At 67.8% G+C, this 26380-nt stretch carries 22 protein-coding genes and 1 pseudogene; 6 read left to right on the plus strand and 17 right to left on the minus strand.

Going from position 1 to position 26380, the window contains the following annotated elements:
- Positions 1-18: 18 nt before the first annotated feature.
- On the minus strand, positions 19-342 hold the full coding sequence (locus tag MFF64_RS20970; RefSeq protein WP_099901103.1) for a hypothetical protein: 324 nt from the start codon (positions 340-342) through the stop codon (positions 19-21).
- 451 nt (positions 343-793) lie between these two features.
- Between MFF64_RS20970 and MFF64_RS20975 the strand changes: the two genes are divergently transcribed.
- Entirely contained in the window at positions 794-1639 is an 846-nt protein-coding gene (locus MFF64_RS20975) for a DUF4344 domain-containing metallopeptidase (protein ID WP_238192321.1), read from the plus strand.
- A gap of 80 nt (positions 1640-1719) precedes the next feature.
- Here the strand turns inward: MFF64_RS20975 and MFF64_RS20980 are convergent, their stop codons facing one another.
- The 7 genes from MFF64_RS20980 to MFF64_RS21010 form a co-directional block, all read right to left on the minus strand.
- Positions 1720-1902 (minus strand): hypothetical protein, encoded by a 183-nt coding sequence (locus MFF64_RS20980; RefSeq protein WP_099900865.1) that lies wholly within the window; start codon positions 1900-1902, stop codon positions 1720-1722.
- Between the two features lie 167 nt (positions 1903-2069).
- A complete protein-coding gene (locus MFF64_RS20985) occupies positions 2070-2495 on the minus strand; it encodes a phospholipase A2 family protein (protein ID WP_207767960.1) in 426 nt (141 codons plus the stop codon).
- Between the two features lie 448 nt (positions 2496-2943).
- Positions 2944-3351 carry a hypothetical protein gene (locus MFF64_RS20990; RefSeq protein WP_238192351.1) on the minus strand — a complete coding sequence of 136 codons (408 nt, stop codon included), beginning with the start codon at positions 3349-3351 and terminating at the stop codon, positions 2944-2946.
- Positions 3352-3403: 52 nt separating this feature from the next.
- On the minus strand, positions 3404-4504 hold the full coding sequence (locus MFF64_RS20995; protein ID WP_238192322.1) for an AraC family transcriptional regulator: 1101 nt from the start codon (positions 4502-4504) through the stop codon (positions 3404-3406).
- A 302-nt stretch (positions 4505-4806) separates the two neighbouring features.
- Positions 4807-5163, minus strand: a complete 357-nt coding sequence (locus tag MFF64_RS21000) for a hypothetical protein (protein ID WP_099903431.1) — start codon at positions 5161-5163, stop codon at positions 4807-4809.
- A gap of 709 nt (positions 5164-5872) precedes the next feature.
- On the minus strand, positions 5873-7510 hold the full coding sequence (locus MFF64_RS21005; protein ID WP_238192323.1) for a SulP family inorganic anion transporter: 1638 nt from the start codon (positions 7508-7510) through the stop codon (positions 5873-5875).
- Positions 7511-8172: 662 nt separating this feature from the next.
- Positions 8173-8334 carry a hypothetical protein gene (locus MFF64_RS21010; protein ID WP_238192324.1) on the minus strand — a complete coding sequence of 54 codons (162 nt, stop codon included), beginning with the start codon at positions 8332-8334 and terminating at the stop codon, positions 8173-8175.
- Here MFF64_RS21010 and MFF64_RS21015 point away from each other — a divergent pair.
- From MFF64_RS21015 to MFF64_RS21035, 5 genes and pseudogenes are all read left to right on the plus strand, one after another.
- Positions 8311-10917 (plus strand): aminotransferase class I/II-fold pyridoxal phosphate-dependent enzyme, encoded by a 2607-nt coding sequence (locus MFF64_RS21015; RefSeq protein ID WP_238192325.1) that lies wholly within the window; start codon positions 8311-8313, stop codon positions 10915-10917. The two genes, MFF64_RS21010 and MFF64_RS21015, sit on opposite strands and share 24 nt — an antisense overlap.
- 153 nt (positions 10918-11070) lie before the next feature.
- Entirely contained in the window at positions 11071-12762 is a 1692-nt protein-coding gene (gene aspT, locus MFF64_RS21020) for an aspartate-alanine antiporter (RefSeq protein WP_238192326.1), read from the plus strand.
- A gap of 420 nt (positions 12763-13182) precedes the next feature.
- Positions 13183-13668, plus strand: coding sequence for a hypothetical protein (locus tag MFF64_RS21025; protein ID WP_238192327.1), 486 nt, complete (start codon positions 13183-13185; stop codon positions 13666-13668).
- Between the two features lie 262 nt (positions 13669-13930).
- Positions 13931-14785, plus strand: a complete 855-nt coding sequence (locus MFF64_RS21030; protein ID WP_238192328.1) for an HD domain-containing protein — start codon at positions 13931-13933, stop codon at positions 14783-14785.
- A gap of 735 nt (positions 14786-15520) precedes the next feature.
- Positions 15521-16793 (plus strand): annotated as a pseudogene (locus tag MFF64_RS21035) (transposase); the annotation flags it as partial.
- A gap of 275 nt (positions 16794-17068) precedes the next feature.
- Here the strand turns inward: MFF64_RS21035 and MFF64_RS21045 are convergent.
- From MFF64_RS21045 to MFF64_RS21085, 9 genes are all read right to left on the minus strand, one after another.
- The gene (locus MFF64_RS21045; RefSeq protein ID WP_238192329.1) at positions 17069-18532 is read right to left on the minus strand and encodes an MFS transporter; all 1464 of its coding nucleotides are present in this window, start codon (positions 18530-18532) and stop codon (positions 17069-17071) included.
- 58 nt (positions 18533-18590) lie between these two features.
- Positions 18591-19013, minus strand: coding sequence for an Rrf2 family transcriptional regulator (locus tag MFF64_RS21050; RefSeq protein WP_238192330.1), 423 nt, complete (start codon positions 19011-19013; stop codon positions 18591-18593).
- A 569-nt stretch (positions 19014-19582) separates the two neighbouring features.
- The gene (locus tag MFF64_RS21055; RefSeq protein ID WP_238192331.1) at positions 19583-20167 is read right to left on the minus strand and encodes a histidine kinase dimerization/phosphoacceptor domain -containing protein; all 585 of its coding nucleotides are present in this window, start codon (positions 20165-20167) and stop codon (positions 19583-19585) included.
- An 88-nt stretch (positions 20168-20255) separates the two neighbouring features.
- Entirely contained in the window at positions 20256-20975 is a 720-nt protein-coding gene (locus tag MFF64_RS21060) for a hypothetical protein (protein ID WP_238192332.1), read from the minus strand.
- Positions 20976-20990: 15 nt separating this feature from the next.
- Complete coding sequence (locus MFF64_RS21065; protein ID WP_099900656.1) at positions 20991-21806, minus strand: alpha/beta fold hydrolase; 816 nt, start codon at positions 21804-21806, stop codon at positions 20991-20993.
- Positions 21807-21847: 41 nt separating this feature from the next.
- On the minus strand, positions 21848-22195 hold the full coding sequence (locus MFF64_RS21070) for a carboxymuconolactone decarboxylase family protein (RefSeq protein ID WP_238192333.1): 348 nt from the start codon (positions 22193-22195) through the stop codon (positions 21848-21850).
- Positions 22196-22450: 255 nt separating this feature from the next.
- Positions 22451-24709 carry a xanthine dehydrogenase family protein molybdopterin-binding subunit gene (locus MFF64_RS21075; RefSeq protein WP_099903520.1) on the minus strand — a complete coding sequence of 753 codons (2259 nt, stop codon included), beginning with the start codon at positions 24707-24709 and terminating at the stop codon, positions 22451-22453.
- Positions 24710-24722: 13 nt separating this feature from the next.
- A complete protein-coding gene (locus MFF64_RS21080) occupies positions 24723-25169 on the minus strand; it encodes a (2Fe-2S)-binding protein (RefSeq protein ID WP_099903522.1) in 447 nt (148 codons plus the stop codon).
- A gap of 157 nt (positions 25170-25326) precedes the next feature.
- Entirely contained in the window at positions 25327-26283 is a 957-nt protein-coding gene (locus MFF64_RS21085) for a GlxA family transcriptional regulator (protein ID WP_238192334.1), read from the minus strand.
- Positions 26284-26380 lie beyond the last annotated feature (97 nt).

The following is a 26380-nucleotide window of genomic DNA, read 5'->3' on the forward strand; positions in this document are numbered from 1 at the left end:
ACGGCAGCTGAGAAACGACTATCGGATCGCTGGAGGCGGGCACGGCTCCGGTGACGGCAGAGGGCGCATCGACGCCGAACGCCGGGTTCCCGGTCGCCCCGTCGACACCAGCATCGTGCCGGATTCGGTCTGCATCACGACGATCGCCGATCCGATCATGCCGAGAATGCGGGCGGCGGCGGAGCTGACCGGGCGCGGTTCGAAGGCGGTCTGGTCGACGGAGGCCCCGGCCTGCTCAGACGGCAGACCCGGTCGCGAAAACGGCGTCGGCCCGACTGCGACGAACGGGAGGTCCAGGGGCTCAGGATCGATGTGGGACCTGCTGACGAGCCAATCGGCCATAACTTCTCTCCCTGCCTCGCCGCTCGATCGAGGATGCGTCCCTCGAAGACGAAGACTGAGCGTGGACAGCCATACTCACAGCTCGCCCGATCGCGTCGCGGTCCAAAGGCACAGCGAAAACAGCGTTGCCCAAAACGTCTAGGGTGTGCTGAGTGACGCGCTTGATCGAACGGGACACAGATCGACATGTGCCGCCGAATCTGTTCGATAAAATATTTTAATAGACATTGCACAACACGAGAATATATGCGGTACTGAGTCTATCCAGCACGAATTGCGATGCGACATCGTGTGGCTTGAACTGGCCTGGGCGCGTTGTGCCGATGAGCCGAGCCGGCCGGATCGAGCATACTCGTGAGCGCTGCAGGGCATGCTCCCTCTGGAGGTCACGGTGGGTCGGGCATGGCGGCGAGGCTCGCGCGCGGCGAGCCATGGGCATGGGCACGGCTTGATGGCGCGCATCCATGGCGAGGCGCTCCGCGCGCTCGTCGCAGGCGCGGTCGTCCTGCTGACGGGCCTCCCCGTTCAAGCCTCCCCCGCGACGCCCGTGAGCGCGCGCGTCTCCGTGAGTTACGTGCCGCCGAGCGACCCCGCCCATCGCGAGATCTACCGGATCGCGCAGCGGCAGCGCGTGCTGGAGCGGCTGGGCGCGATCATCCGCCTCGTCCGCCTTCCCCACCGCCTCACCTTTCGGATGAAGGGGTGCGACGGCGAGCCGAATGCCTGGTACGACCCCGGGAGCCGCGCGGTCACGATGTGCTACGAGATGGTCGCGGCCATCGTGAACCTTGCGCCGCGCACGAGGTCTGCCGCCGGGGTCACGCGAGATCAGGCGATCCGCGGGCCGGTCGCGCAGATCCTGCTGCATGAGACCAGTCACGCGCTGTTCCACATGCTGCGCGTTCCGATCTTCGGGCGCGAGGAGGACGCGGCCGACCAGCTCGCCTCCCTCATCCTGCTGCAGCTCGCGCCGGCCCGGGCGCGGGACGTCGTGAGCGGGAGCGGATACTTCTTCGCGACGCTGGGCCGACAGGAGCCGATGGAGAAAGGCAGGTTCGCCGACGTGCACGGCCTGTCGTGGCAGCGGTTCTACAACCTCGCCTGCCTCGCCTACGGTGCGAACCCGCACCGCTACGGCGACATCGTCGCCAAGGGGTATCTGCCGAAGGAGCGGGCCGAGCGGTGCGGCGAGGAGACCGAGCAAGTCTCGTACGCCTTCGACAGGCTCATCGTCCCGCACCTTCGCGTGCGTCCCCACCGGGGCGTCAACCTCCGGCGTGCCTGGGGGTCGCGTTAGCCAGCCGACCTGGCGCAGGATGATCGACGCCGACGATGGTGGTCCCGTCCGCGCCCAGGCCCACCCGAGGCGGTCCGCCTTTAGTACCGCCGGACGCGCACGGCGCGTGCCCCGTAGACACCACGGCGGACGCCGACCGCTCCGCGCGGTCCGACGCAGCCGGCCCTGTAGACGCCTCGGGCACAGACGACGGCCTCGGCGTCGGTCGGGATGAAGACCGTCAGGCTTGCGAGCAGTCCGATGGCGAGAAGGATGAACTTCATGGCGTGTTGCCTCTCCCTGCTCCGGCGTTCCTGCGACCCTGCACGTCCTGGTGCCCGGTCCTGCCCTCGGCGGACTTGCGTTGGCAGACCGACGCTTCGTCCGCTTATGTTTTTGTTTCGCCGCAGGTTTTTATCGCAATACCGGCGGCCGCCTTTGCGAAACCAGCTTAGTAGGCGTAGCTCGCCCGCACACGCCGGTAGGCGTGGGGATCGGCCCAGATCGGAGCCTCGATCGCCGCGGACTGCGGCGCGGGATCGAAGGGCATCGTCGAGGCGCTGAAGGCGATGAAGACCGCCGCGGTCCTCACGCTGTCGGGGTAGCGCGGATCGCGGGAGATCAGGTCCGCCTCGCGGAACAGGCGCAGGTTGCAGCGCCGGGACGGCAACCCGCCGGCGGGCGTGCAGGCGTCGTGGCGGGCGCAGGCCGCGTCGAGCGCATCGACCGGCGGGAGCGGCGCCCGGTTACCCAGGCCGCAATAGTTGCCGTGCACGAGGAGGCTCGGCGCCGGAGCGTCCCCGGCCGACTGGGCCAGAGCGACCGGCGAGGCCAGCACCGCCGCAAGGACAGCCAGCGCAGCGATCATGATCCGCATGACGAAGACTCCAGGTTTCCTCGATGACGATGATGGCGGAGGACACCGAGCGGTCCACCCGTCGGCGGTCGCGTCTCGAACCAGACGCCGTCAGCCCTCCTGCCGCTCAGTTTGAAAGATAGTGTTTGCAAGCCTGGCTTGCTTGATCGAATAGGACAGCATGCAAAATACCGGGCCGGATCAACTCTGTTGCGACATCGCCAGCTCCCAGATATTCTTGAGAGAGTAAAGTCATCGCCGCCCGGGATCGTGCGGGCGAGTGATTTCTGCTGCATCGAAGCCGTGTTGCCCATGTGGCGCCGAGACGGGGAGCGCCGTCGGCCGAACGCTCCGCCGTGACCCTTCATCACCCGAGCCTCTGTCGGAGGCTTAATCGTGCGGGACACTCTGCTGCGGTCGAACCGTGCCGCATGCCGGCGGACGCCCTTTCCTGGGCGCGCCGGACGAGTCAACGGGCGCAGCGCTGATAGTCGACCCCGGTCGGGTCCTGCTCGCCGTAGTAGCGTCGCAAGGCTCCGTTCGGCGCGGCCGCGATGAGAACCGTGACCTCGTTGGCCGCGACCCCGTTCGCGCAGTCGAGGAGGAGACGCTGGCGGTCGGCGAGCGGTCGGATCGATCGGATCCGGCACGATGCCATCGGTGTTCTCAGCTGCTTGCCTGAGATCACGAAAGCCGGGGCGAAGATGTCGAGCGGCTTCTTGAACGCCGACCCTCGACCGGCGGATGCGTACACCTCCGCGCAGTCGCGCCCGCTCAGGAGCCACGCCCCCTGATAGTCCGCGAGGTCAGCCTCGACCGCTGACGCGACGAGGACGAGAGCGAGCCCTGCGGCCCCCACGAAACCTGCACGCGTCATCGCGGCCATCTCCAACACGTCGCGCCATCGGGCCTGGATCTCGGCGTGGCGGCTACCTCGCCCGTTGCTCCTTGCGCCACGCGCTCGGCGTCGTGCCCGTCCAGCGCCGGAAGGCGTGGGTGAAGGCCGCCGGCTCCGAGAATTCCAGCACGGACGAGATCTGCGCCAAGCTCATCTCGGTGTCGGCCAGCAGCTGCTTGGCGATGCCGAGCCGGGTCTGGTTGGCGATGGAGCGGAAGGTCGTTCCCTCGGCCTTCAGCCAGCGGCCCAGCGTGCGCTGGTGGATCGCCAGGATCTGCGCGACCTGATCCTTCTCGATGCGGTTCTGCACGAGCCTCGAGCGCACGCGCCGCCGGACCTCGTCCGTGACGTCGGACGGGATGGCGGCCTCGAACCGCCGGATCCGCCCCTCCACGCTCGCGCGGATCAGGGGATTGGCGCCGTCGATGGACCGCCTCAGGAGCCGGGCCGGGAACACGAGCGCGGCGAATTCCTGCTCGAAGCGGACCGGGGCCCGGAAGAAGCTCGTATAGGGCGTCGGGTCTGGCGGGTGGAGCCGCGGCAAGAGCACCTCGTCGGGGTTCCATGTCGCGCCGCACAGCGAGCGGAGGACGTTGGTCAGGGTCGCGGCGGCTCGCTCGCAGTGCAGCGCGACGCCGTCGGTCTCCGGCTCGTAGGGGGCGTAGCTCACGGTCGCGACGCCACCGTCGACGATCAGCTCGATCATGGCGCCGCGGTTGAGGAGGTCGTGATGAGTCGCGAGGGCCTGCACGGCATCGCCGACCGTCTCCGAGTGGCGCATCAGCGTTCCGATGAGCCCGAGCGAGGCCAGGGTGGCGCGCTGACCGACGAGCAGGCCGAAATGGGCGCACCCCGCCTGTTCGGCGGCCAGGGCGGTCAGGCGTCCCAACATCGCAAAAGAGACGGTCTCGGCCGTTTCGAAGATCTGCGTGTGAGTGCCGGCTTTCTCAAATATCGAATCCGGGTCGATACCCATTTCCAGAAGGATATCGCATACGGACTGGATGGAATGGATGTGGACGAAATTGTACGGCATGGACCCGATCGAGAGAGATCGCGTGCTCCCGTTCATAAGACAGTTGTGTGGTCTCTGGAAAATTTTGTCGCGACTCGACGACATGTAGGAGGGCATCGCTGTACCTCCCCCTGCTTCCCTGTTAAAGCAATCGTGAATATCACAGAAGAAAATCTTAGCAAAACCATTTCTTGCAATGGAATTGCATTACAATTCGAACGTTGCTCCATGAAATTGGCCGCAATTTTTAGCAAATGATGCTCCGCCGCGGATACCGCGCGTGCACGATTATAGGAACTTCTTCTTTGCGGGGACGGCGCGGCCAGGCGATCGCGGGATGACGTGGCGCTGCGGACGGATCCGGGCCCGACACGGCCGACGATGGACGGAGCGCCCGCTCTCACCGCGAGAGGCAGTGATCATTTCTCATGGGCAGCGGTATCTTCCGGAGCGGATCGCTGCGCCCGGCGGCGCCTCGCCGTCGCGGATGCGTCTTGCGCGGCGGTCGCAGCCGCGGTCCAGATGGGTGCCGCCAGCAGGATCGCCGTCCGCACCGCCATGCGCATCTGGGCCTCGGTCGCGTCACGCAGAGCCAGCACCTCGCGGGCGTGCGGGTTCGCCTCCATGATCGCGCAGACATCGATCGCAAGGCCCTGCGAGAGCGGGCGCGGGCCGGGCACCGGGTCGTTCAAGTAGTTCGTCACGGCGGCATCGATCTGCTCGTCCGTGACGCGCTTGCGCTCGTAGAGATCGCCGATCGTGGAAGGGTCGTTCATGCGGCTATGCCTGGATGTTGGGTCGAACCGGACAGATCGGACCATGCGTCATAGGCTCAGTCGATCGCAGCCGCCGTTGGTTCCGAGCATTCAAAAAAAACGCGATAAGGGCCGTGCAGAAGCAAATTGAGTGATATCCTCGTGAGAGCAAGATTTCCACCCGCGAAGGCGTCGCGCGGGATCGCGCGCGAGGGAGGGAATAGGGGCGGGCTGCCTGCATGGTACCCAGGCGGTCGAGCATCGACGCAACGGGAGCGGGAGCCGGAAGCTTGACGCTCGTTAGGTCTAGACTTGAAGGGATAACACCGCCGCACCTTCGAACGGACGCGTTCGAAGGTGCCAGGCAAGCCCGAATGGGCGCCGGCGCTGATGCGCCGGTCGCCTTCGCATCGACGCGTCGATGCGAAGGCGCGAGCGTATAAGACCGGCGCCGCTCGCGAACGGCACGCCGCTGGCCGACGCGGAAGTCCGGAGCGAGAGAACCTCCCGAACGAAGGCGGCCGCCATCATCGGTGCGCCGACACGATTCAGCCGACGGGCGCGTGTCGGATCGCAATGCTGCACGCGAGGATGGAACCTGGTCTGAGAGATGACGTCGCACGATCGAGAGCCAAGAGCCAAGAGCCAAGGGCGGAAGCGGAGGGGCTGGCGTCGCCGCGCCCCACGGGTTGAGCCTGACCGGCGCGCTTGCGCGTCCGGCTCTGCCGGCTCAATCGGGCGCTGGTTTGTCCTGCATGTCCTGATACCGCTGCATCGCCACACGAGCATTGAAAAGCAGGCGATCCGGGCCGAGTTCCTCGCCCAGGCCGGAGCGCCTCACCATGTCGAGCACGCCGGGATTCAAGCCCGCGAGCCAGACCGCCACATCGGTGCGCCGGATGCCCTCCTGAAGCATTTTCAGGGCCGAGTACTCGATGTCCGGAACGCGGCTGAAATCGAGGACGATGACGCGAGGCTGATGCTGCGCGATGAGCAGCCTGATCTTGTCGCCGACGTTCTGCGCATTCGCAAAATAGAGGCGCCCGACGGGACGGACGATCAGAAGCCCGTCGAGCGTCTCATCGTCGGGATGCTTAGGTGACACGGGACGCAGGACGTCCGCACCGCGCTTGCGCCCGATCACCGCGACCGTCGGGCGCGCGGTCTGGATTGCAAGGCCGACCAGCGACAGGGCGACCGCGACGACGATCCCCTGGAGCGTGCCGAAGACCAGCACCCCGATGGCGGCTATGACGGCCCAGCGGAACTCCATCTGGCGGACCTTGACGATGGCCCTGAACTCCCCCGGCTGGATGAGGCCGACGGAGTACACGACGACGACCGCCGCAAGGGTCGCATGCGGGAGGAGGCTCAGGATCGGCGCCAGGACCAGCATCGTGGCGAGCGCCGCCGCCGCGACGACGAGCGAGGCCGTCTGCGTCCGGCCCCCGGCGGCCCGGACGACGCCCGTCTGCGACGTCCCGCCGCCGGCGGGCATGGCGCCGAGGAACGCTCCTGCCAGATTGGCCGCCCCGGTGGCGACGAGCTCGCGATTGGCCTCGATGGGCGGGTCGCTGGTGGCCACGAAGGCCCGAGCGGCCGCGATGCTCTCGGCGAAACTCATCAGCGCGATACCGGCGGCGCCCGGAAGAAGCGCCTGGACGAGGGCCGGATCGGGCAGGGTCAATCCGGGAAGGCCCTGCGGGATCGGGCCGACGGTCGGGATGCCCCGGACCCCGAAGTCGAGGAGCCAGGAGGCCGCGATCGCGCCCGCGACCGTCACGAGGGGCGCCGGCGAGTGAGGCTTGAGGCGCTCCATTCCGATGAGCGCGGCCAGCGTGATCCCCGCGACGGTCAGGGTCGGCACCGAGGTCTCGGGAAGCCGTTGGACGAGGCTCAGCGCGTCGGCGAAGAACGACTGCTTGCCGATATGGAGTCCGAGAAGCTTCGGGATCTGGTCGAGCAGGATCACGAGCCCGATGCCGGCCTTGAAGCCCGTGAGGACCGGCACCGAGATGAAGTCGGCCACGACGCCGAGCTTGAGGAGCCGCGCCGCGACGAGCATCGCCCCGACGAGAGCCGTGAGAGTCGCGCAGGCGGCGGCCGTCCTCGCGGGATCGCCGTCGGGGATCATCATGCTGAGTTCGGCACCCGTCAGGATCGCCAGCGTGGTCGTCGACGTCACGCTGAGAACCCGGGACGAGCCCAGCACGCCGTAGACGATCGCGGGCACGAAGGCCGTGTAGAGGCCGACCGCGACCGGCAGTCCGGCCACAGTCGCATAGGCCATGGCCTTGGGCAGGACGACTGCCGCGGCCGTGGCGCCCGCCACCGCGTCGGCGCGAAAGCCCGTCGTCCGGGCCGGCATCGGTCGTCCGATCCCACCACTTGCGAATCCCGCCATGTGACATCTCCGCCGATCGGGAGCGCTGCGTCCCCGGGGCCGCGTCTCGCCCCCGAGGACCTTCGACGTGGAGGACGCCAGCCGGTCGGCACCTCGGATGCGGCACGGGGGCCCCGGGCCGTCGCATCGACACGGCTCCGTCGGCCCTGCGTCATCCGCCATCCATGCCCGCACCCCGTGCAGGATCCAGGCGATCGCGAACAGGCGCGGTTGACCGACGGGATCTCAGCCGCGGGCGCGAGATGGCCGTCGGCCGCCGCCTCCGGTAACGATCCAGTTTGCCAGATATTTCAGCGGATTAGACATCGATCCTGCCTCGATTTGATGTGTGTCGGATTGCGAAAATTGTCGACGAACGACATTGCACCCGATGATTGTGCCGCGCGAGCTTTCGAATTGAAGCAACCGTCACGCGTCCTGTTGGATCAAGCGTCGTCGGAAAGAGCGGTTCTAACATACATCGCTCGATGGGAGCTTCTCCGCAAGATCATCACCCAGGCCGATCGGACAAACAGAGGGTTACCTCGATGTCGAAGACAGACCGACCGCATATGCCATCCACTTTGCGGACGAGCGATCGATCCTCGGGGAAGCGGAGCCCAAACTCGGTTGACGAGGGCGCGACCTCACGCCCGCAACGCATCGATCAGTTCTTGCTCATGCACTCCGCCCGACTTGATCAGTGGCGGGATATTGCTGTCATTGCGGAAGCCTGGCAGGCCAGAACCAAGCGGCGGGAGGATCTCGAAAGCGCCATCCAGGCCATGGAGGCCGTCGAAGGATTTCACGCCTATCCGGGACCGAAGCTTCTGGCGGCCCTGCGCGACCTGATCGCGGACGATGATGCGGGCAGTACGGCCCGCATGGCGCTCCGGATCTCGAATGCCCTGCTCACGCGGTCCTATCGCGAGCGGGCCGCGGAATGGGACCCGCGGGGCGAACTGGGGTCGGACGAGGTCGGCGACGTGATGCCGCCCGGTCTCGGCGACGCCAGCCAGCATCGGCCCTATTTCGAAGTCCTGTTCGTCACGGCGCAGCCGGCGTCGCGGTGGCCGGCGCTCGCCGAGGAGTTGCGGCGGCTCCGCCGGCCCGAGGATGCGTTCGTCTACGAGCCGGTCCTCGTCGGCTCGTTCGAGGACGCGTTCTGCGCGGCCGCGATCAATCCCGCCATCATCTCGGCGGTCGTGCCGGAGGGTCTCACGTTCCGGTCGCGCTACGATGCGCCGGTGCTGCGGGACGTGATGCGAACGCTCGGCATCGAGGACGATCGCGCCACCTCCGCCCTGAGGCTCGCCGCCGCCCTCAAGCGGATCCGGCCGGAGATCGACGTCTTCATCCTCTCGGAGCGCCGGGTGGAGGATCTGGCCGGCGAACGCAGCGCTGATTGCGTGCGCCGGGTCTTCTACGCCGTCGAGGAGCCGCTCGAGATCCACCTGTCGATCCTGGAGGGCGTGCAGGACCGGTATGAGACGCCGTTCTTCGACAATCTGAAGCGGTACGCACGACGGCCGATCGGCACCTTCCATGCGCTGCCCATCGCGCGCGGCAAGTCGGTCTTCAAGTCCGACTGGATCCGGGACATGGGCGCGTTCTACGGCATCAACCTGTTCCTCGCCGAGAGCAGCGCGACGACGGGCGGCCTCGACAGCCTTCTCGAGCCGACCGGCACCATCAAGCGGGCGCAGGACATGGCGGCGCGCGCCTTCGGTGCCGACCACGTATTCTTCGTGACCAACGGCACCTCGACCTCGAACAAGATGGCCGTCCAGGCCCTGCTCGGGCCCGACGACATCGCCATCGTCGACCGCAACTGCCACAAGTCGCACCACTACGGCATGGTGCTGTCCGGCGTGCAGCCGATCTACGTCGAGGCGTTCCCGATGACGGAATACTCGATGTACGGAGCGGTCCCGCTGACCGCGATCAAGCGGGCGATGCTCGCCCTGCGCGCCGACGGACGGTTGGCGCGGCTGAAGCTGCTCGACCTGACCAACTGCACCTTCGACGGGCACATGTACAACGTGCGCCGCGTGATGAAGGAATGCCTCGCGATCAAGCCGGATCTGATCTTCCTGTGGGACGAGGCCTGGTCCGGCTTCGCCCGGTTCTCACCCTTTCTCCGCCCCCGCACCGCGATGGGAGCGGCGGCCGAGATCGCCGCATGGTTGCGGGATCCGGCCTCGCTCGACGCCTACGAGGCGCAGCAGCGCGAGCTGGGAGGCCAGCCTTCGGACAAGGCGCTCCTGGCGACCCGGCTGATCCCCGATCCGCGCCAGGTGCGGCTTCGCGTCTACCAGACGAACTCGACCCACAAGTCGATGTCGGCAATCCGGCAGGGCTCGATGCTCCTGGTCAAGGATGTCGACTTTCACACAGTGGAGGCGCAGTTCCGGGAGGCGGTGTTCACACATGCCTCCACCAGCCCCAACCAGCAGCTCATCGCGAGCCTCGACGTCGCGCGCCGCCAAATGGAGCTCGAGGGCTACGGCTTGGTCATGAACGCGATCGAGATCGCGCTCCGGATCCGGCAGGCGGTCAACACGCATCCGCTGGTCTCGCGCTACTTCACCGTCCTCGGCGCCGAGCGCATGATCCCGGCCGAGTACCGCCAGTCCGGCTTCAGGGATTACCTCGATCCCGATGCGACCTGGGGCGACGTCGTGCGCGCGATGCGCGAGGACGAATTCTACCTCGATCCGACGCGCATGACGCTCGTCTGCGGCACGGCGGGCTTCGACGGCACGCAATTCAAGGGATTGCTGGCGAGCCGGTACGGGATCCAGCTCAACAAGACGTCTCGCAACAGCGTGCTGCTGCAATCGAACATCAACAACACGCGCAGCGACGTCGCCCACCTGATCCGTGTGCTCGTGGAGGTCGCGCGCGACATCGAGGACCGGTTGGCCACCGGCGGCGACGCGGAGCGCGCCGCTTTCGACGCGCGGGTCAAGTCGCTGATGACCGACGTACCCGACCTGCCGAACTTCAGCCGCTTCCACCAGAGCTTCCGGGAGGATTCCGGCGACGGCACGCCCGAGGGCGATATCCGCTCAGCCTTCTTCAGCGCCTACGATCCGTCGCTGTGCGAATACGTGCCGCTGTTCGGTCCGGAATGCGACCGGCGGCTGCGCGAGGGGCCCGAGATGGTGTCGGCCAACTTCGTCATCCCCTACCCGCCCGGCTTCCCGATCATGGTGCCGGGCCAGGTGCTGACGCAGGAGACGGTCGACTTCATGCGCAAGCTCGACGTGAAGGAGATCCACGGTTACGAGAAGACGCGAGGACTCAAACTGCTCAAGCCCGACGCGATCGCGGCAAAGCGCAAGGCGAAATCGTCTGACGTAGCGCGAAAGACGTCCCGAGCGGCCTGAGCAACCCCGCCTGGGCAGAATACTGAGACTCTTGTTCCTGCATCATTTGTCACATCTGTGTCTGCTGCGGCAGCGGCCGATCGGGATGGACGAATGGTGCTGAGACGAAGCGCGACCAGCTGGACAAGGTGGACCCGACAGGAGAATGACCTCATGTTTGATTGGTTCGCGGACACGCTCCGTCAGTATCCTGAGATCGCCATCTTCATCTCCTTGGCGTTCGGCTACTACTTCGGATCGTTCAGCTACAAGGGGTTGGGGATCGGCGCCGTCACGGCGACGCTCATCGCCGCCGTGATCATCGGGCAGATCGGCATCAGCGTCACCGGGCCGCTCAAGCCGTTCTTCTTCCTGATGTTCCTGTTTGCGATCGGCTACGCGGTCGGCCCGCAATTCGTCCGGGGCATCGCGAAGGACGGCCTTCCGCAAGCCCTCTTCGCCGTCGTCGTCTGCGTGTTCTGCCTTGCCGGCGGCTATCTCGCGGCGAGGCTCGGTGGCTACGATGTCGGCTCTGCAGCCGGGCTCTATGCCGGCTCGCAGACGATCTCGGCCTCCATGGGCCTGGCGACCGACGCAATCAACCGGCTGCCGATCCCCGGCGAGCAGGCCAAGGCCTTCCTCGACGCGATGCCGGTCGCCTACGCCATCACCTACATCTTCGGCACGCTGGGATCCGCCGTGATCATCGCCCTCCTCGGCCCGGCCCTGCTGGGCATCGATCTCGAAGCGGCCTGCAAGCGGTACGAGGAGAAGCGGGGCGGCACGAAGGTCGCCGGCGGCCCCGGGACCGCCTGGCACCAGTTCGACCTGCGGGCCTATCGCGTCCGGCCGGACGGGCTCATCGTCGGCAAGACCGCCGCGGAGGCCGAGCGGATGCTGCCGGAGCAGCGGGTCTACATCGAGCGGCTTCGCCGGGGCACGGACGTGATGGACGTCACCGCCGAGACCGTCATCCAGGCGGGGGACGTGGTCGCGGTGGCCGGACGACGCGAGGTCCTCGTCGATCTGATCGGCACCGCGGCCGAGGAGGTCGACGACAGGGCGCTGCTGGCGGTGCCCATCGAGGGCCTCGACGTCTACGTGACGAGCAAGGAGGTCGACGGGAAGTCGCTCGCGGACCTCGCCCAGAGCCCGTGGGCGCGGGGCGTCTTCCTGCGGAAGATCACGCGGGGGGCCACCGCGATCGACATCCCCATCCTGCCGAGCACGAGGGTCAATCGCGGGGATATTCTCACGCTCGTCGGCCGCAATCAGGACGTGGGCGCCGCCACGAAAGCGATCGGCTACCCCGACCGGGCGACCGACGTCGCGGACGTGATGTTCATCGGCGGCGCCATCGCGATCGGCGCCCTGGTGGGTGCGTTCGTCTACACCATCGGCGGGGTGCCGCTGACCCTCTCGACATCCGGCGGCGCCTTGATCTCGGGCCTGTTCTTCGGCTGGCTGCGATCGGTCCGCCCGACCTTCGGACGGATCCCGTCCTCGACCGTGTGGTTCATGAACTCGGTCGGACTGAACGTGTTCATCGCGATCGTCGGCATCTCCTCCGGACCGAAATTCGTCGCCGGATTGCAGCAGCTCGGCTTCGGCATCTTCCTGTGGGGCATCTTCGCGACCACGCTGCCGCTCATCCTCGCCCTGTATACCGGAAAATACCTTTTTCGTTTCGACGACGCCATCGTACTCGGGGCCGTGTCGGGTGCGCGCACCACGACGGCCTCGCTCGGGATGGTCACCGATCGAGCAAAGAGCCAGATTCCCGGTCTCGGCTACACGGTCACCTATGCGGTCAGCAACACGTTCCTGACGATCTGGGGAATGGTCTTGGTCATGCTGATGACTTAGAGCGTTTTCCGACGAAATTGACGCTGGTTCGCCAAGGACAATGCAGCACAACCGAACACCTGGAGCACGACCGGGTTACGACGCGAACGGGCGGTGCCAGGGCGCGAAGTCAACGTGCACTCGGTCGGCCAAGCTGACGGTCGGGCTTCGGCTGGCTGCGTCCAACGGGATTGTAGTCGTCGCCTGAAGCGTGAAACCGAGGAACCGAGTCCCGCCATAAGAGCATGGCCGTCTGCGAAAGCCGCCGAACGGTTGTGCGCCCGATGAACCCGCCCCGTCCGATCAAGTCGAGCGAGCGGCACAAACTATGATGGGCAAAAATAGTCTTTCGCACTCAAGCGTGGACACCAGTCGGGCTTTGCTCCACGGTTTGAGAAAAAATCCACATGATCAGTGCACAAGCGTCAGGGAGACTGGAACATGAAACGTCTGATTCTGTCCGCGGCAGCGATCGCTGCATTGATATCCAGCAGTGTCATCGCGGAGGCGCGAGGCTTCCGCGGCGGTGGCGGCTTCCGCGGCGGCGGCTTCCACGGGGCTGGAATGCGCGGAGGCGGCTTCCGCGGCGGTGGCTTCCACAGAGCTGGCTTGGGCGGGGGCGGTTTCCGAGGTGGCATCGGACGTCCGGGCTGGGGCGCCGCCAGGCCCATCGCGGGACGGCCAGGTTGGGGCGCCGGACGGCCCGGATGGGGGGCAGGGAGACCAATTGCCGGGCGTCCCGGCTGGGGCTACGGCGGCTATGGCCGATACGGCTACGGCTACGGGTATCGCCCCTACGGCTACGGGCTTGCCGGGGCCGCGGTCGGGGCGGCCGCGGGGTATGCTCTCACCGGCGCGGCCAGTGGCGGCGATTGCGGACCCTATGCCTATTTCGACGCGTATGCGGGCGTCTGCCGTCCCTATTGAGGTGACGCGCTCCGGTTGACGCGCCGTACCCGTTCGCCCGCCAGGATGGGAGACGACCGGCGCGAGCCAAGCTCTATCCTCGACACGCTCCCGCGTGGGCGGAGAGCGGCGGAGACCCCGAACCTCCGATCGCTTCCGGCTCGCGCAATACGCCACGGTTGACCAAGAGCCGACCGCGATAGCCCGTCGGCCGAGGATGGTCGATTTCTGTTCGGCATTGCCGCCGTCGGGGAGGGTTCGGTCGACACCGGAAGCGATAGCCATGATTACGACCGCTTATCTCGCGTCACGCGCGCTCGGCGACCATCTCGCCACCGAGATCCAGAGCACGTTTGGCTCCAGCCAAACGCCGTTGGCCGAGAAGGTCGGAGCCGCGGCGCGTCTCGCCCTGGAGTGCCTCGCGAACTCCGACGCGCTCTACCATGACTTGGAGCACACGCTCCTCGTCACGCAGGTCGGCCTCGATATCCTGCGCGGCAAGACCCTGCTCGAACCCGTCACACCCGAGGACTGGGCTCACCTGTTGGTCGCCTGCCTCATGCACGACATCGGCTACGTGCGGGGCGTTCTTAAAGGAGACAGTGCGACGGAGGGGTACATCATCGACGATGCGGGTCACCGCGTTGCTCTATCACGGGGCGCCTCGGACGCGGCGCTGACCGCCTATCACGTCGACCGTTCCAAAATGTTCGTTGCTGCTCGGATCGGCCAGTCTGCCATGCTGAACGCGGATCGCATCATGCGCTCCATCGAGCAGACCCGCTTTCCGGCGAAGCCCAATGCGCCTGACAGCCAGGCAGAGGATGAAATTTCCCTGGTGCGGGCGGCGGATCTCATCGGGCAAATGGGAGATGCCTTGTACCTGCGCAAAGCCAACGCGCTGTTTTATGAATTCGAGGAAGCCGGAACGAACACAGCCTTGGGCTACTCCTCACCTGCCGATTTGGTAGAACGCTACCCTGAGTTCTTTTGGCAGAGCGTGTCCTCGCATCTGCAGGGCGCCCTCAAGTACCTAGAGGTGACGGTGAGCGGGCGCCAATGGATTGTCGGCTTACAAGCCAACGTGTTTCGGGCGGAGCGCTCTGGCTGTTTAGGTCCGCTGAAGGTTTCAGCCTGAGCACCAATCAAGGCCGCGGCGAGTCCCGCATGATGTTATGTCCCCACGCGCAATTACCAGCATATATGGGAGTGCCTGGTGTGCGATTGCTGCCGATATGTACGTTTTTAGATGTAGAGCGATCCCTCCGGCGACATTGATTGAAGGTCTGAAAATGGCGCACAACTCGCGCGAGGAGAACGGAGGGTGATTACATCGCCTCCATCTTCCACTATCGGCGCTTCCGTTTAACGGAAACCGCCGGGCTCAGGCACGTACACCCAGCTGCTTGGCGGCCAGGAGCACTCTTGTGATCCCGAGTGCACTGATGCCGACGAAGGCACCACGTGCAGATCCGCTAACTAATTGCGCAAGCGTAAGAAATCACGCTGAGCTATGTACGTTTTGAATGCGTCAGTGCACTAGGATGGCGATCTAGCGCGCTCCTAGTGCATTGACGCATTTAGAGGATTCACGAGAGGCGTGAGCCGTGCAAGTCTGCGTGCATCGCTCAGACTGTCTGTGTGACCCCCAACGCCGCCGACCTGGCGCGTCAGTCCGCCATCGTCGCCGATCGGGCGCGACCTCTCATACCGTCGCGCTTAAGCATTGACGCGTTCGATGTATGGGAAGTTGGCTATGCAGCGGATGCGATCTGGCTCAGGGATTGCCCCGTTTCTGATACTGCTGGCGAATCCGTCTGTCCGGTCAGCTCGTTGATGTGGCAGCGCAATCCGACGCTCGCGGAGGCTCGCCATGTCGCTGCAGCCAAGCTCGCCCGCCGAGGTTCCCAGCCAGACTGCCGCCGTGGCGCGGGCTGCGTTCCCATGGGGCAATGCCTACATGCGGCTGAGGGATGAACTCGGCACCGTGTTCACCGACGCGCAGTTCACGGCGGTATTCTCCTCCCGCGGCCGCCCGGCCGAGGCGCCCTGGCAGCTGGCTCGCGTCGCCGTGCTGCAGTTCGCCGAGAACCTCTCGGATCGCCGCGCGGCCGAGGTGGCGCGTGGCCGCATCGACTGGAAGTACCTCCTGAGCCTCGACCTCACCGATCCGGGTAGTTCGGCTCCCGCCTCGTGGCCGGCCACGCCGAGACGCTCCTGCTCGACACGCTCCTCGGCCCTGTGCCGCGAGCACCGGTTCCTGGTGGCGCGAGGCCGTCGGCGCACCGACAGCACGCATGTCCTGGGGGCCGTGCGCAGCCTCACCCGCCTCGGTTGCGTCACCGAGACCCTGCGTGCCGCGCTCTATGCCCTCGCCGGCACTGCTCCCGAATGGCTGCGTGCCCATGCCGAGGAGAGCTGGAGCGAGCGTGACGCCAAACCCACCCCCCGAGACCTGCGACGCAAATCGCCCACGCCTGATCACTCACGTGGCGACCACGTTGGCCCCGGTTGCCGACCACGACGCACTCGGATCGATCCATGCCGACCTGGCAGCCCACGATCTTCTCCCCGACACGCACCTGGTCGATGCCGGCTACGTCGATGCGGACCTGTTGCTCGCCAGGACACGCGATCACGCCGTGACGCTGCTCGGGCCGAGCCCCCAGGATACGCAGTGGCAGTCGCGTCAGTCGGGAGCCTTCGGGCTTCAGGACTTCCAGATCGACTGGGATCGCAAGATCGCCACCTGTCCGGCCGGTCACACGACGACGAGTTGGAGCCCGGATCACAACCTGGCTCGCACAGTGATGCGCATCCGCTTCTCCAGTGCGGACTGCAAGCCCTGCGCGCTCGAGCAGAACTGTACGCGCTCCCCGCGCCGGTGGCCCACGCCGCGTCGGCGCGAGGAGCACGCCGCGCTGAAGGCCGCGCGAGCGCGAGAGGTCGACGAGGCCTTTGCCGAGCAGTACCGCTGGCGGGCGGGCATCGAAGGGACGCTGTCGCTGGGCGTGCGGACCCTGCATCTTCGATGGGCCCGCTATCTTGGGCGGGCCAAGGTCCGTCTCCAGCATGTGCTGACCGCGGCCGCCCTCAACATCGGCCGGATCGCCGATTGGCTGGCAGGTGAAACCGTCGCGTCAACCGACGATCACCCTTCGCTCGCCTCATCAGCCAAGCGACCTGAGCTGCTGCATTCGCCAGCAGTATCAAAAACCGGGCAATCCCAATCCCAGCGCAGGGTCTCGCGTATGGCGGCGGCGCTGAGCTCGGTCGCCGGCATGCCCTTCAGCACGCCGTTATAGGCGCCGATGGCGGTGCGGACCGGATGGCACAGGACGATGTCGGTGGCCGTCATCACGTTTCTCCGTCGGATCTCGGGGTTGAATGTCGCGGTCCGATTGCGCCTGAGGCCGCGCGCTCACGCCGTCCGCTCCGCTGGCCTCGCCCTCAGCAGGGGCAGCGGGAGCAGGGCCGCGAGCGCGATCGCCGCCGTCAGCCACCATGCGCGCTCGTAGGCCGCCAACCGCCCGAGTGCCGTGTCCGGCCCGCCGATGACGGCCACGAAGATGGCGACGCCCAAAGCGAGGGAGGTTTGACGGACCATGTTGAGGACCCCCGACCCGGTCGCGAACGAGGAGGCCGGGAGCGCCGCGGTCCCGGCTCCCATCACCGTCGGGAATGTGAGCCCGACGCCGACGCCCAGGAACACCATGCCGGTCACGGCGACCGGCATGCTCGGCTCGAGCCCTGGCACCACGGCCCACCATGCCATCCCCGCCGCGAACAGAGCGACCCCGAGTGCGACGACGGCTGCGGGACCGATGCGCGCGATGAGGGGTCCGGCCAGGAGAAGCGAGGTCACCGGCACGAGGGAGGGGCCCGGCGCGATGGCAAGCCCCGCCTTCAGCCCCGACCAGCCCCAACCATCCTGCAACCACAGTGCGATCGACAGGAGCATGGCCCCGAAGGCGATCGAGTAGGGCGCCAGAATCAGGGCAGCCCCCGTGAACGGCCGAATGCGCAGGAGCGCGGGGTCGATGAACGGATTGGCGGAACGTAGACAGTCGACGACGAAGAGCGCGAGGAGCAGGAGGGCAGCCCCGAGCGTGAGTGCCGTCGGCCCCGAGGCCCAGCCCCACTCCGCCGTCTTCATGATGCCGTAGGTCAGGACCCCGACGCCGATCGTCACGAGGGCTGCCCCCCAGGCGTCGGGCCGGCGCACTTCGTGCCCGGGGACAGGAGGCAGATGCCGAAGGCCGACAACGAGGGCCAGCACGCCGATCGGCACGTTGACGAGGAAGATCCAGCGCCAGCTCCATGCGACGAGGAAGCCGCCGACGACGGGACCGAGCGCCGCGGCGAAGCCGCCGATCGCCGTCCAGGTGCGGACCGCGTGGCCACGCCGCTCCGGCGGGAAGGCGGCGAGGAGAAGGCCGAGCGAGGTCGGGGTCATCAGGGCCGCGCCAGCCGCTTGAACCACGCGAAACGCGACCAGCATCGTGACGTTCGTCGCCGCCGCACAGGCCGCCGAGGCGAGCGTGAACACAGCGACGCCGAGAAGGAAGCTGGCGTCGCGGCGGTGACGCTCGGCGAGCCGGCCGAAGAAGACCAGGAGCGCCGCGTAAGCGATCGCGTAGCCGTTCAGGATCCAGGACAGGCCTGCAAGGCCGGCCTCCGTGAAGTCCCGTGCGATGTCGGGAAGCGCGACGTTGACGATGAACAGGTCGAGGTTGGCCAGCACGATGCCGACGCAGACGATGGCCAGCACCTGGTTCGGCCGGACGGGCCGCGCCGGCGGCGCGGTCGTTTCCTGCGCCGACGCGTGCGCGCCGGCGAGCAAGCTCTGAGCCGGCGCTGGAGGAACGATCGGTTGAGCGGTCACGTCACACCTCCAATACGTAACTGGATATGGTTTGTTTGAGCCACGCGGCCGACCATGCTCAACCGGGGGGTGCGGCCTGTTGGGCGAGCATCGCCAGGGAGGTCTGCCGGAGCACATCCGCCACCGCCTCGTCGGCTGCCCGGAACACGGGAGGGAGCGCCACGGTCATGGCCCGTTGCACGGGGCAGCGCGCATTGCCGCGCTCCCGCAAGACGAACAGCGCCCCCTTCGGCTCGACGGCGCGGTAGACCTCATCCAGCGAGATGTCCGCCGGGGAGCGCGAGAGTTCGACGCCACCGTGCCGTCCCGGCCTGAGACGCACGAGGCCGTTTCGCTCCAAGGCCTTGAGGATGCGGCGGACGACCACCGGGTTCGTGTCGAGGCTCCTCGCGAGCAGTTCCGCGTTCGCACCCTCGGCGCCGCGCCAGGCGATGACACAGAGCGCCTGGACGGCGCTCGCAAGGAGGCTGTTTGCTGCCATAACCGAACAATGTCAGTTCTGGTTTTGGAGATCAAGATGCAATCAACGAGAGCGAAGATCCGCCCTCGCACGGTTCGGATGGGTCGTCCGCAGGCTGCCATCCCGGCCCAGGCCCGTACGTCGAGGCGACGAGCGAGTCCGTGTCCGTCCACAATGCGCCAGGAGTTCGTCACCGCCCTGTTCGGCTTCGCGCCACTTCCGGACCTTTGAACAAGGCCTCTGGAAGGGCCGCTCTTGTCCCGCAAGCTGCCCCTGCGCGGCATATCTAAGCTGTGTGACACAGTATCCACGGCGATGAACAGTCGCCGAAGCAATACGTAGAAGTACGCTCCGCGGCGATCGGTCGTGCGTTCAACAGCAGGGCACTCCGCGACAGCTTGAAATCTGTCTTCGAGCCGCTCGAAGCGGTTCCCTGGAGCCACGGTCGTGGCGACGGCAAGGCAGGCGACCAGCGTCGGTTCCGGCGTCGCGATGGACAGGCGTCGTCCGACGAATGGGAAGGCCGGCATGGCGGCAGCATGCCGAACCCGGCTTTCAGGGGGGGACCGAGGCTAATCTGGAGGAATTGCCTAGAGACAGACGTCAAATCGATGGTTCGGCAGGATGATAGTCGCAACGTAGCCAGGGTCTGCTGTGATGGTGACCGAGCCGCCTGCGCTCTCGGCGAGCAGGCGGACGATTGATGATGACGTGAGTGACGTCGGTGCTTGGGTGGTCGCATTGTCGGAGGCCATCAGCCGCAGCGATCCGCACGGCGTAGTGGTGAGCTCGAGCCGGATGCAGGCCTCCCTCTCATCTGCAAGACTGTGCTTCACCGCATTGGTCAACAACTCGACGAAGATCAGCGCGATCGTCAGCCTCTGCTCTCGGCTCGCAGGTTCGACCGTGAAGTCGATGAGCAGGCCGATGTCCGACCGACCGAAGGCGGACAGGACACCCGCACAGAGGTCGCGGCAGTGTCGCGAGAACACGAGCGAGGTGGGCGCTTCGTAGATCTGGCGATTGAGGCGAGCGATGTGCCGGATGCGCTCCACGGCCCGCTCGACGGCACCGGAGCCGTCGAGCATCTGCCTCGCGCGAGACGGTGAAAGGGCTCCGGCCAAGCCCTGAAGCTCGTTCGCGATCCGGTGATGGATCTCCTGGAGGAGTATCATCGTATGATCGGGGCTGCAGTGCTGACCTGTCGACGGCATCATGGGAAGAACGCCTCGGCTGAAGAAGTCTTGGTCGGAACCGGGCCCCTCAGCTCAGCGCGATGGCGGAGAGATCGATGGACACCACGAGCGGCTCGGGCATCGGCCGTCCGTCGGGCCGCCGCGGGAAGATCCGCCGCCGCGTCGGGACCTTGATCCCGGAGACGTCGACGTAATCCGAGAGAAAATGCGCGCCCGGCGTGTTGCCGGCGATCTCGACGTCGTAGTCGTGCCGGGCGATCAGGCCGTCAGCATCGACGTAGAGCGTCTGGATCCGGCTGTGCGTCGCGATGCCGGGCGCGAAGGACGCGCGCAGCCGACGCCAGGCCGTGTCGCCGTCGCGCCAGGGCTCGATCTCTTGCGTCTCGACACCCGGATAGGCGAGCAGGAACGGCATGTTGAGGTAGGTCCACATCGCGCAGCCCGCGAAGTAGGCGAGTTGCGGATCGCTCCAGGGCGTCTCCAGGGTGTGAGCCTGGAACGACGCGCGCGGGTCGACGAGGTCCTCGATCGTCCGGCCGGCCGCATCCTCGATCGAGACGCGATCGGGCGTGAAGCGGGAGCGACGTCCGTCGCTCCCGAAGGGCGCGTGCGAGGCCCATTCATCGCGCAGGCCGACCGTCACGTCGACGGTTTCGAGCAGCCCCGCCTTCCCCTTCAGGGCCCAGAGCGCGCCGCCCTGCGCGAGATGCGCCGTCATCGTCGAGAACCGGTTCCAGCGTGCGAGGCCGCCATGGGCGTCGAGCACGGTCGCGAGCAAGGTCGTCATCTCATCAATCCGCTTCTAGTGGTCGGCGAGGAAGCGGCCGATCTCGGCCGTGAAGTCGGCAATGTGCTGGAACAGGAAGCCGTGGCCGGCATCCGGATAGAGGACGAGCTTGGCGTCCGGTGCCTCCCGAGCGATGACGTAGGAGCGGTAGGCCGGGATCATCACGTCGGCGACGCCGTTGGCGACGAGCACCGGCATCGCGAGCCCGCCGAGCCGCTCGCGCAAGCCGGCCGCCCCGCCGATAGCCCGCATCTGCGCCAGGACGGCCGGGCCCGTGACCGCCGGGACGCGCTCGGGGAGTGCCGCGAGGCGGCGCAGGTGGGCACGGCCCGCCGCGCGGCCCGTGTCCGTGCCGGTGAAGAACAGGAAGAGGAAGTCCTCCTCGGTGTTATGCGGATGGGCCATGACCTCCGGCACCCGCGGGTGGGATTGCGGCCCCTCCGCGACGCCGCCCGGTCCCGAGCCGGCGATGATCAGCCGGCGCACCCGCTCCGGGGCCGCGTGGGCGAGGTGCTGGGCGACGAAGCCGCCGAGGGACCAGCCGAGGATGTCGGCCCGCGCGAGCCCGGCGGCGTCCATGAAGGCGCGGGCGACCTCGGCCATCCCCTCGACGGAGGTCGGCACCGTACCCCCGGAGGCGCCGATCCCGGCATTGTCGAACCGGATGACGCGGCGCCCCTCGGCGAGGCGCGACAGGAAGTCGGGATCCCAGTCGTCGAGGGTGCCGCGGAAGCGCTGGAGCAACAGGAGCGGCGTCCCGGTCTGCGGCCCTTCGGCGCGGAACGCCAGCTCGCCGAACGGGGTCGCGACCGTCTGGAGCGGTGTAGGCATGGACATGGCCTCCCTCTGTCGTGTCCTCACAGCGCTGGGGATCAGGCTTCGGCCGAGGCCGCGAAGGCGTCGAGGGCGCGGGTGCCGTAGACGATGGCCGCTCCCGCCCCGAGGCTTGCGGCGACCCCGAGCGCCTCGGCCAGCTCTGCTTGCGTCGCGCCGAGCTTGCGGGCCGCGTCGGCGTGGACGGTGATGCAGCCGTCGCAGCGCAGCGTCACCGCGACGGCGACCGCGATCAGCTCGCGCACCTTGGCATCGAGGTGGTTCGTCTTCTGCCCCGCCGCGCTCAGCGCGCCGTAACCCTTGATCGTCTCCGGGCTGAGCTTGGCGAACCCGCCGACGCCAGCGGTGACCTGCTGGCGGTAGAGGTTCCAATCCATCATGTGCATGTCGCTGTCCTCCCGAAGCGGAGCCGGCGGCCCGTCCGTGACTTCAGGGCTAAGCGGTCCGGCGGCTCCGGTCGTGAGAGGCGTCGTGAGACGTTGTGAGAGGGTGCGCTGCACGGCTTCTCGCGCCTCACGGGCGCTCGCAGGTCGGGGGACCGCGCCTTCACGCCATGGTCGGCGCGAGAGCATCGACAGCGACGCCGACGACAGGGATCCCTCCCGTCGGCGCATCGCTCAATTGTCGGGCCCTGCTGCCGCTCACGCGCCGGCGAGCTTGGTGTTGGCGACCGGCAGCGACCGGATCCGCTGCCCGGTCAGCGCCGCGATGGCGTTGAGGATCGCCGGGGGCACGCCCGGCAGGCCCGGCTCGCCGACGCCGCCCATCGGGGCGCCGCTCTCGACGATGCGGACATGGACCGCCGGCATGTGCTCGCGGCGCAGGATCGGGTAGGTGTCGAAGTTCTGCGACTGCCGCAGTCCGTCGCGGTAGACGATCTGCTCGAACAGCACCGAGGAGGTCCCGAGCGCCGCCGCCGACTCGACCTGCGCCGTCACGATCGCCGGGTTGACGACCGAGCCAGGATCGAAGGCGATCCAGAGATTGTGCACCCGCGCCTCGCCCCCCTCAACCGAGACTTCCGCGATCGTCGCGGTCTCCGACCCGAAGGGCGAGGCGAGCGAGACGCCGCGGGCCCGCTTCCCGTCCCCTGCCGCGTAGGGGCCGCGCTGCCAGCCGCCGGACAGATCCGCGACCTCGCGCAGGAGCCGTAAGGAGCGCGGCTTGTCCTTCAGGAGCGTCATGCGGAGTTCGAACGGGTCGTGCCCGCCGGCCTGCGCGACCTCGTCGAGGAAGCTCTCGTAGAAGGCGTCGTTCATCGAGTGCCCGACCGAGCGCCAGAACGCGATCGTCACCGGATGGGCGACCTTGGTGAAGGTCATCCGTCGGTTCGCAATCGCGTAGGGCTTCTCGACGATTCCCTCGACGGCGGAGGGATCGACGGGCGTCTTCATCAGGGCGCCGAAATAGCGGCCGATCGGCCCCTCGCCGACCGTGCGCACCTCGATCGCCGTCGGGTTGCCGGCCGCGTCGAGGGCGGCGCGGAAGCGGCTGAAGCTCAGGGGCCGCAGGCCGTCGCGGGCGAACTCCTCCTCGCGCGACCACAGCACCTTCACCGGCCGGCCGGTCGCCTTCGCGAGCAGGATCGCCTGGGGGAACGGGTTGCCGGCATCGTAGGGAAAGTGCCGTCCGAAGAACCCGCCGAGCATCGGCGAGTGGATCCGGACCTTGTCGGGCTCCACCCCCGCGACCTTGGCCGAGATGGTCTGAAACAGCTCCGGCATCTGGTTGGGCAACCAGACGTCGAGCGTCCCGTCCGGGTTGAAGCGCGCGATCGACGAGGGCGGCTCGAGCTGGGCGTGGGCCAAGTAGGGCGCGGCATACTCCGCCTCGACCACCTTGGCGGCACGCGCGAAGGCCCCGGCGACGTCGCCCTCCGCTTCCGCCGCGTGGCCGGCCTCCGCCGAGGCCTTGAGCGCCGCGAGCAGCCCGTCGGAGGAGAAGTCGGCCGCGATCGTGTCGAGGCCGGTCGCCTTCGGGGCGCTCCAGCGCACGGTCAGTGCTTCGACGGCCTTGCGCGCCCGCCACCAGCTGTCGGCGGCGACCGCTACCGCCCCGGGCAGGCGGTGGACCGAGTGCACGCCCGGCATTGCGCGGACGGCCGCCTCGTTGTCGAGCCCGGCCGGCTCGGTGCCCGGATGCGGTGCGTGGGCCACCGCGGCGTAGAGCATGCCCTCGACCTTCTGGTCGATGGCGTAGACGGCGCGTCCCGTTGACTTGTCGCGCACGTCGATCCGGGCCACCGGCTTGCCGATGTAGCGGAAGGATGTGGGGTCGCGGAGCGGCGCGGATTCGTTGGGCTTGAGCGCCATCGCGTCGGCGGCGAGCGCGCCGTAAGGCAGCGTGCGGCCGGACGCGGCGTGGACCACGGTGCCGTCACGGGTGGTGAGCTCGGCCGCCTGCACCTTGAGCCGCGCGGCCGCTGCGCGCACCAGCATGTCGCGGGCGGTGGCCCCGAGCTGGCGCATCAGCGGATAGCTGGAGCGCGTCGAGAAGCTGCCGCCGGTCATGCGGATGCCGTTGACCACCGCGTAATCCGGGCCGGGCGGGGCGCACTCGACCACGAAGCGCGCCGGATCGACGTCGAGCTCCTCGCCGACGATCTGGGCCATGCCGGTGGCGATGCCCTGGCCGCCCTCGACAAAGGGCGACAGGAAGCGGACCGTCCCGTCAGGGCGGATCTCCAGGAAGGCCGGGACGCGAGTTCCGGGCTTGGGCGCGATGGCGCCGGCGCCCTCGGCGGGTCCTTGCGCCTCGGCCCGGACGCGGCCGGGCAGCGCGACGGCGAGCACCAGCGCGCCAGCCGCTGCGCCGAGGAGATTGCGGCGCGAGAGGTTCGCGGTGCCGGCAGGCGCGGTGCCCGTGGGGGCCCGGGAGGGCGTGCGCAGGATCTGGTCCATGAGTCGCCTCCCGTCAGGCCGCGGCGTGCCGCACGGCGGCGGCGATGGCGTTGTAGGTGCCGCAGCGGCACAGGTTGGTCATAGCATTGGCGATATCGTCGTCGCTGGGCTTCGGCGTCTCGCGCAGGAGCGCAGTCGCGGCCATCACCTGGCCCGACTGGCAGTAGCCGCATTGCGGAACCTGCGCGGCAACCCAGGCTTCGACCACCTTGCGGCCGACCGGATCGGCCTGCACCGCCTCGATCGTCTCGACCTTGGCCGTGCCGACCGAATCCACCGTGACCTGGCACGAGCGCGTGGCCTGACCATCCATCAGCACGGTGCAGGCGCCGCATTGCGCGATGCCGCAGCCGTACTTCGTGCCGGTCATGCCCAGCGTATCGCGCAGCACCCAGAGGAGCGGCGTATCGGGCTCGACCTCGACCCGGCGGGTCTGGCCGTTGATGGTCAGATCGAACATGGGGACCTCTCCTGGATGGCGGACCTGGATGGCGGCCGGGGGACGAGCGCCCGCGGCCTGCCGGGATCGTGCGCGTGGAGCCTGTCGTAGGCGCCTGGCTGCGGGGGTGTCGTGCGAGGCCTCGTGAGATTCCGTGAGCCGGCGGCTGGCGGCTCCGTCAGGCTGTCCCCGCCAGCCGGTCGGGCAGGCGGGTCGTCCCCCGGAAATCCTGGGGCGGGCGGCCGTACAGCCGCAGGAAGGCGCGCCGCATCCGCTCGCGGTCCGCGAAGCCGACCCGGTCGGCGACGGCCTCGCACGAATGTCGGCCGTCGATCAGGAGCGTCCGAGCCGCCTCGGCGCGCAGCCGCTCGACGACCTTCGCGGGCGACGCGCCGAATTCGGCGGCGCAGGCCCGCCCGAGCTGGCGTGGCGAGAGGTTCGCGACCGCAGCCATCCGGGCCACCGAGAGGTCGTCGCGCAGGTGGCGCCGGACGTGATCGAGCATCTTGCGGATCCGGTCGGTCCGCGGTTCGAGCTCCAGGAGCCCGGAGGCCTGCGGATCCGCCCCCGGCCGGCGGCGGTCGAGGATCATCCGGCGCGCGATGGTGCGGGCGACGTCGGTGCCGAGATCGGCCTCGACGAGGGCAAGCGTCATGTCGATCCCCGCCATCATCCCGGCCGAGGTCCAGATCGGGCCGTCATTGACGAAGAGCCGATCCGCCTCGATCCGGATGTCGGGGAAGCGTGCCTGCAACTCGCGGGCGTGGCGCCAATGCGTCGTAGCACGGCGCTGCGACAGGAGTCCCGCCTGCCCCAGGGTGAAGGCCCCGGTGCACAGGGCGCCGATCCGGCGCGACGTCGTCGATGCCTCCCGGGTGAACGCGACCAGGGCGTCCGGGGCCGGTTCCGTGCCGACGCGGGCCGCCACCAGCAGCGTGTCGTAGATCTCCGGCTCCAGGGGGTGGCTCGCCACCGCGAAGCCGGCGGCGGTGGGGACCTCGCCGCCGCCCTCCGACAGGAGGCGTGTCTCGTAGACGCGATCCTCCATCAGGACGTTCGCCGCCTGGAAGACCGCGAGCGCCGCGATCGACATGAGTTGCAGGCCCGGGCCGACCACAACTCCCACTTTCCGCATCGGCTCGCCTGCCTGCTGCCGGACCGGACGCGAGGCGGTCGGGCTTCAGCGTATGTTAGACCATCAGGCGGGCGAGGCAGCGGCGGATCCGGACGTT

This window comes from Methylobacterium frigidaeris (assembly GCF_022179185.1).
Classification (GTDB): domain Bacteria; phylum Pseudomonadota; class Alphaproteobacteria; order Rhizobiales; family Beijerinckiaceae; genus Methylobacterium; species Methylobacterium frigidaeris.

Coding starts and splice junctions, on each gene's coding strand:
- MFF64_RS21005 (WP_238192323.1), bottom strand. CDS start 7,510: ATGCCGGCCCGGACGACGGGCTTTCGCGCCGACGCGGTGGCGGGCGCC.
- MFF64_RS21080 (WP_099903522.1), bottom strand. CDS start 25,169: ATGTTCGATCTGACCATCAACGGCCAGACCCGCCGGGTCGAGGTCGAG.
- MFF64_RS20995 (WP_238192322.1), bottom strand. CDS start 4,504: ATGCCCTCCTACATGTCGTCGAGTCGCGACAAAATTTTCCAGAGACCA.
- MFF64_RS21060 (WP_238192332.1), bottom strand. CDS start 20,975: ATGACGACCTTGCTCGCGACCGTGCTCGACGCCCATGGCGGCCTCGCA.
- MFF64_RS21015 (WP_238192325.1), top strand. CDS start 8,311: ATGGAGGCCGTCGAAGGATTTCACGCCTATCCGGGACCGAAGCTTCTG.
- MFF64_RS20975 (WP_238192321.1), top strand. CDS start 794: ATGGCGCGCATCCATGGCGAGGCGCTCCGCGCGCTCGTCGCAGGCGCG.
- MFF64_RS20985 (WP_207767960.1), bottom strand. CDS start 2,495: ATGCGGATCATGATCGCTGCGCTGGCTGTCCTTGCGGCGGTGCTGGCC.
- MFF64_RS20980 (WP_099900865.1), bottom strand. CDS start 1,902: ATGAAGTTCATCCTTCTCGCCATCGGACTGCTCGCAAGCCTGACGGTC.
- MFF64_RS21025 (WP_238192327.1), top strand. CDS start 13,183: ATGAAACGTCTGATTCTGTCCGCGGCAGCGATCGCTGCATTGATATCC.
- MFF64_RS21075 (WP_099903520.1), bottom strand. CDS start 24,709: ATGGACCAGATCCTGCGCACGCCCTCCCGGGCCCCCACGGGCACCGCG.
- MFF64_RS21030 (WP_238192328.1), top strand. CDS start 13,931: ATGATTACGACCGCTTATCTCGCGTCACGCGCGCTCGGCGACCATCTC.
- MFF64_RS21085 (WP_238192334.1), bottom strand. CDS start 26,283: ATGCGGAAAGTGGGAGTTGTGGTCGGCCCGGGCCTGCAACTCATGTCG.
- MFF64_RS20990 (WP_238192351.1), bottom strand. CDS start 3,351: ATGACGCGTGCAGGTTTCGTGGGGGCCGCAGGGCTCGCTCTCGTCCTC.
- MFF64_RS21065 (WP_099900656.1), bottom strand. CDS start 21,806: ATGCCTACACCGCTCCAGACGGTCGCGACCCCGTTCGGCGAGCTGGCG.
- aspT (WP_238192326.1), top strand. CDS start 11,071: ATGTTTGATTGGTTCGCGGACACGCTCCGTCAGTATCCTGAGATCGCC.
- MFF64_RS21070 (WP_238192333.1), bottom strand. CDS start 22,195: ATGCACATGATGGATTGGAACCTCTACCGCCAGCAGGTCACCGCTGGC.
- MFF64_RS21055 (WP_238192331.1), bottom strand. CDS start 20,167: ATGATACTCCTCCAGGAGATCCATCACCGGATCGCGAACGAGCTTCAG.
- MFF64_RS20970 (WP_099901103.1), bottom strand. CDS start 342: ATGGCCGATTGGCTCGTCAGCAGGTCCCACATCGATCCTGAGCCCCTG.
- MFF64_RS21000 (WP_099903431.1), bottom strand. CDS start 5,163: ATGAACGACCCTTCCACGATCGGCGATCTCTACGAGCGCAAGCGCGTC.
- MFF64_RS21050 (WP_238192330.1), bottom strand. CDS start 19,013: ATGGCAGCAAACAGCCTCCTTGCGAGCGCCGTCCAGGCGCTCTGTGTC.